This is a genomic window from Janthinobacterium sp. CG_23.3 (assembly GCF_046115965.1).
GTDB lineage: Bacteria > Pseudomonadota > Gammaproteobacteria > Burkholderiales > Burkholderiaceae_D > Janthinobacterium.
In genome coordinates this window covers 1-4,558 of the sequence record NZ_JBJXIB010000217.1, presented here as the reverse complement: position 1 = coordinate 4,558, position 4,558 = coordinate 1, and the positions used below count along the sequence as shown (strand labels likewise).

Annotated in this window: 6 protein-coding genes; 4 read left to right on the top strand and 2 right to left on the bottom strand. The window is 56.1% G+C overall.

Going from position 1 to position 4,558, the window contains the following annotated elements:
- Window positions 1–106: 106 nt before the first annotated feature.
- Both ACFDR9_RS27020 and ACFDR9_RS27015 read left to right on the top strand, forming a co-directional pair.
- Complete coding sequence (locus ACFDR9_RS27020) at window positions 107–478, top strand: RusA family crossover junction endodeoxyribonuclease (RefSeq protein WP_409032983.1); 372 nt, start codon at window positions 107–109, stop codon at window positions 476–478.
- A complete protein-coding gene (locus ACFDR9_RS27015) occupies window positions 475–1,155 on the top strand; it encodes a hypothetical protein (protein ID WP_409032982.1) in 681 nt (226 codons plus the stop codon). Before ACFDR9_RS27020 ends, ACFDR9_RS27015 begins: the two co-directional genes overlap by 4 nt.
- Before the next feature lie 87 nt (window positions 1,156–1,242).
- On the opposite strand, the gene ACFDR9_RS27010 is transcribed toward ACFDR9_RS27015, so the two are convergent.
- Window positions 1,243–1,380, bottom strand: a complete 138-nt coding sequence (locus ACFDR9_RS27010) for a hypothetical protein (protein WP_409032981.1) — start codon at window positions 1,378–1,380, stop codon at window positions 1,243–1,245.
- Window positions 1,381–1,660: 280 nt separating this feature from the next.
- Here ACFDR9_RS27010 and ACFDR9_RS27005 point away from each other — a divergent pair, with 280 nt between their 5' ends.
- Complete coding sequence (locus ACFDR9_RS27005) at window positions 1,661–2,050, top strand: hypothetical protein (protein ID WP_409032980.1); 390 nt, start codon at window positions 1,661–1,663, stop codon at window positions 2,048–2,050.
- Between the two features lie 64 nt (window positions 2,051–2,114).
- Here ACFDR9_RS27005 and ACFDR9_RS27000 read toward each other — a convergent pair whose 3' ends face one another.
- The gene (locus tag ACFDR9_RS27000) at window positions 2,115–2,864 is read right to left on the bottom strand and encodes a TOTE conflict system archaeo-eukaryotic primase domain-containing protein (protein ID WP_409032979.1); all 750 of its coding nucleotides are present in this window, start codon (window positions 2,862–2,864) and stop codon (window positions 2,115–2,117) included.
- A 235-nt stretch (window positions 2,865–3,099) separates the two neighbouring features.
- On the opposite strand from ACFDR9_RS27000, the gene ACFDR9_RS26995 reads away from it, so the two are divergent.
- On the top strand, window positions 3,100–4,041 hold the full coding sequence (locus ACFDR9_RS26995; protein ID WP_409032978.1) for a cupin-like domain-containing protein: 942 nt from the start codon (window positions 3,100–3,102) through the stop codon (window positions 4,039–4,041).
- Window positions 4,042–4,558: the final 517 nt, after the last annotated feature.

Here is a 4,558-nt window from a genome sequence, read left to right as displayed (position 1 = left end):
AGCAGGGCGGCGACCGCGCGCAGCCGCAGTCTTGTCAAGAACTATGTGAAATATTTTCGCCGAGTGGAGGCGATATCCTTAAGTTCGGTGGATTGCCCGGCGCCCCGTGTCTCATCAGACGAAGCACTCGCCTAACAGAGACGCTTGGCGTGATTATGTTTATGGACGGGCAATGGCCGCTTGGCCAGCGAAGCCTTTGCAAAATTATCCTCTGAAATTTACTATGGTGTATTTGTCGGATGATCCCAAGCCAGGTGATATCAATAATTTCGTCAAGCCCGTGCAAGATGCTCTGTGCGCCCTTATCTACGCCGATGATTCAATGATCCTGGACGTTTCTGCCCATATGCGCCTATTAAACGAGCCAAACGCCATAAGCGGACTACCTCGTATACTTGCCCAAGCAATCATTGATGGTGAAACGTGCGTCTACGTTGCGATTTCCGACTCATCCGACCTTGCGAAGGAACTGACATGAACATAATAAATGGTCATCGTAGTGAGCGGCTGATTGCGAAGCGCTACGAAGAACAGGGCTATGTTGTCACTTTAAACCCAGAGAGTTCAGCGCTTCCTTTCGCGATAGGAAACTATCGACCTGACATACTTGCGATAAAAGGAGACGATAAAATCATCATTGAGGTGAAGTCAGCTGGCGCCAAGATAGATTCAGACGCCTATTTCCGTCTGGATCGAGAGGTGCAACGGCACCCTGGTTGGCGATTCTTGCTTGTTACCGTCGATGAGGCGGATCTGCAAGAGCATGATCCGAACGGCACTAGCAGCGTGAGTATTGAAAAAATTCAAGAACACCTTCGAAACATCGACCGAGTGGCTGAAAAACCGGAATTGGCAACGTTGGTCTTGCCAAAACTGTGGATGGTCTATCTGTCCGCGTTACGGCTTCTTGCTTTGAATGAAGGCTTGGACGTCCAGAATTGCAGTGACCTTAGTTTTTTAAATAAAGCTTACTCTACAGGTATGCTCTCTTTTGACGAGTATGAATCGGCCAGACGTCTCATGAGCCTTCGTAATGAAGCAGTACACAGGCTCGATACATTTGAGACGCCGGCAGACTGGAAGCAGCTGCGACAAATGGTCGATGGGGTGTTGGGGCGGCTCTCCGTATCTTCCGCGGCAACTGTCCGATCCTGACAGTTTAGCTCGTCATGCAAATTCCTCATGCATACGACCGGCCGGGAACCCTATCTTTGCCGAGCGACAAATATAGCTTGGCGGCGATCACTTACCCGGGATCAGATGCCGGAATGTCGGCTCGATACCTTTCGGATGCAGGAGTTTGACGATGTCTTCCAGCGTTGCGTCCTCCAGCAGCAAGCCGTCCGCAACCACAACGCGTTCGGGCGCCTGCGCGCGCACTACCGGCGCCGCGCCGTGCGTCTGCTCTGGCTTATTCAGTGCCTGCCGCCAGAAGTGGTTCTTCCGTCGGTACGCGCAGCACATTATGCTGGAAGGTGTGTTTGCGTTTTCTTCTCTGGGTGTGCTAAAGTCGTCTAGGTTGTCTATTTGAAATTATTTCAATCGCCGAAGAAAGATCGCATACATAACTATGCCGGAGATATTTCCAATAGTTTGGACCTTTACATCAAAGTTAGACCCTCATCGCACGTCTCGCATCCCTTCATAACCATAGGAAAACATGTCCAAGTCTGCGTTCAGCGCCAAGGTCTTCGCCATTTATTTGTTCATCGTTGGTGCCGTGTTAGTCGTCGCGCCGAATTTTTTACTGTCGATTTTTCTGCTTCCGCCAACCTCCGAGGTCTGGATTCACGTCGTGGGAGTTATCGCATTCATGATAGGCGTCTATGCGTGGGTCGCAGCCAAGCACGAAAACAAGCCGTTTTTGGAAGCGTCGGTGTACACGCGCTTCGTGGTCTTCGTGGCCTTCACTGCCTTCGCTGTCATCGGCCTGGCCAATCCAATGATCATTCTCTTCGGGGTTGCCGATCTTCTTGGCGGCATATGGACCTACTTCGCGCTGAAAGTCGATGCCCAGTCGCTCAGGCCTATTATGGCGGGCCAGCACTGAGGGCTGATCCTTATGCGTGCGGCCGGCCTGTTTTTACCGAGCGATAAATACAGGCGGGCAGCGATCATTTTCCCGGGATCAGATGGCGGAATGTCGGCTCGATATTTTTCGAATGCAGGAATTTGACGATGTCCTCCAGCGTTGCGTCCTTCAGCAGCAAGCCGTCTGCAGCCGCAGCACGCACGGGCGCCTGCGCGCGCACCACCGGCGCGGCACCGTGCGACTGTTCGAGTCTGACCAGGGCCTGGCTGAACTGCGCTTCGCTAATGCTGTGCAAGCCCGTTAGAAACGCGGCTTGTCCGGCGAAGGGCGGCGCCATCTCCAGCCCCGACTCGTCGGCGAAGGAAGCGCCCATGCCCGGGTGGATAAACGCCGCCCACTTGCCGGTGCGTTGGTGCAGGCAAGGCGGCAACTCGACCGGCGCGCTGACCGTTTCAGGACGAAGGTCGATGTCCGGGAAGTACGCCCTGCGCAGCAGTTCCAGGAGTCGTTGCGCCTGGGCCGCTGCAACGGGCGTCTCCAGCGACAGCCAAAGGGCATAACCGTTAGCGCCGGAGATACTCACCGCCGGCGCCGGGAAGCCGAGTTCAGCCTGGAAGGCATTCGCGACTGCGCACAACAGGCTCCAGTGCTGCGCGTCCTCGCTATCGCCCATCTTGTCGAAGGCGATTACCATGGCGCGGGTCAGGCCATCGTCCGTTGTCAGATTGACGGCAAGGGTAGTCTGGCCCAGCACGTGCTGCGCCAGCACCTCTGGCGACAAGGTGCCGGCCGGAAGGTATAACCTAGTCAATTCTGAAATTAATTTTTGCATGTGCTTCCTCAAAGTCAAACTGGGCGGGACCGCAGTTTGTACAACAACGTTGTCGTTGCCGATATTCTGACACAAGTAGAACGGCTGCTGGATCGATGCCCGGCGCCCGTGCAGGCTGGACCGTCGCCGCGTCTTCCGCACATCGTTTTTCCGTCTCGGCAAAGTGGTAAACTAGCGGTTTTTTCGTGCCTGTTTGCTGGTGCGGTAGCAACGAGAAGATAGTGAATGAAGGTTTATGTCAAAAGAGAAAAATTCGGTGGCTGCTAATCAAGTGCGCGTGCCGCCACGCTTGCCGCCGCCCATAGTGCTGCCGGAGTCTACGTCGCCAGAGGATGCCATCGCCAAAAAGCAGGCGCGGGAGCGCAAGGATGCGCAGGTGCGCGGCGTCACGTCAATCCAGGAAATGCGTGCGGCGATAAAGCGCGTCGGGCGCGACGTTCCGGCTATTTCCGAAGTGCCGCGCATGGGCAGGCTCGACGCCGCGGCGTTCCGTACGTTGGCCAAAAAAGGCTCGCCATTCCTGATCACCGGGGTGGTGAACCGCTGGCCGCTGTGCGCCCTGACGCCGCAAACGCTGCGCGAGCGCTTTAGCCACGTGCCGGTGCGCGCGCGGGTGGGCGACTATATCAACACGGCCTTCGCGCCCGACCGGGCCATGCAGGATATGACAATGCTGGAGTATCTTGAGCTGGTCGCTACTGGTAGCGAAGACCTGCCGCCCTATCTGGGCAATCTTGAACTACGCGAATTGAACAGCATGTGCCACTGGCCCGCGTATTTTGACAAAATGGGACCGCCGCGATTTTGGCTAGGCCCCGCAGGAACGGTGACGCCGCTGCATTGCGATTACGACGATAATATATTCGCGCAGATCTGGGGCAGCAAGCGTATTTTCCTGTCGCCGCCCCACCACGACGAATTCCTCTACCCCAGCGAGGCGAATGCCATCCTGTTCGGCTCGCCGTTCAACCCCGAAGCGCCGGATTTTGAGAAGTTCCCGCTTGCGCGCCAGGCAACCATGATCGAATGTATCGTCAATCCAGGCGACCTCCTGTATGTGCCTGCTGGGTGGTATCACTATGTCCGCTCGCTGACGTTTTCGCTTTCTTCCAACCGGTGGGCCAGGGCCATGCCGTTTGCCTTGAGCGGCGATCCATCCCTGCAGCGCGCTAAGTAATATGCAAAAGCCCGCGTTGGAGCGAGCCGCTTTGTTTGCCGGCCAGGCATGTTCAGCGCTAGTGCTGCTGATACCTGCGGCACGGCGACATTAGCATCGCCGTCCTTGCGGCTCTAGCGCGGCTCGGCGTTGGGTCAGTCGTTGTCGGCGTCGAAACGCCGCACTCAACGCAGCTCGCAGGTGCTAGTGACGCAGCGGGTCCATTGGCCGAAGCTCTGCAGGAGATAGGCCCTTTGGTAGGCGTGGCGCGTTTCCCTGCCCGGGGCGAACTGGCGAACTGGCGTTTCCCCCTTGATACGTCTGACATCGCGATCGCCAACTCCCAAATCGCAATATGGCAATATGTTTTGAGGACTTAAAGGTGGGGCAGATGGACTCTTAAAGGTGGCGGAGATCCTCTGTGCACAAAAAAATGAGGCAGCCTAGGAGTCTGCGCGGCAGAAACTGATGCAATCGGAATGGGGACGAGGTAAACTTGTCGAATGACGACGAGCTACCTCCCCTACAATCAGCATCA

Coding starts and splice junctions, on each gene's coding strand:
- ACFDR9_RS27015 (WP_409032982.1), top strand. CDS start 475: ATGAACATAATAAATGGTCATCGTAGTGAGCGGCTGATTGCGAAGCGC.
- ACFDR9_RS27005 (WP_409032980.1), top strand. CDS start 1,661: ATGTCCAAGTCTGCGTTCAGCGCCAAGGTCTTCGCCATTTATTTGTTC.
- ACFDR9_RS27000 (WP_409032979.1), bottom strand. CDS start 2,864: ATGCAAAAATTAATTTCAGAATTGACTAGGTTATACCTTCCGGCCGGC.
- ACFDR9_RS26995 (WP_409032978.1), top strand. CDS start 3,100: ATGTCAAAAGAGAAAAATTCGGTGGCTGCTAATCAAGTGCGCGTGCCG.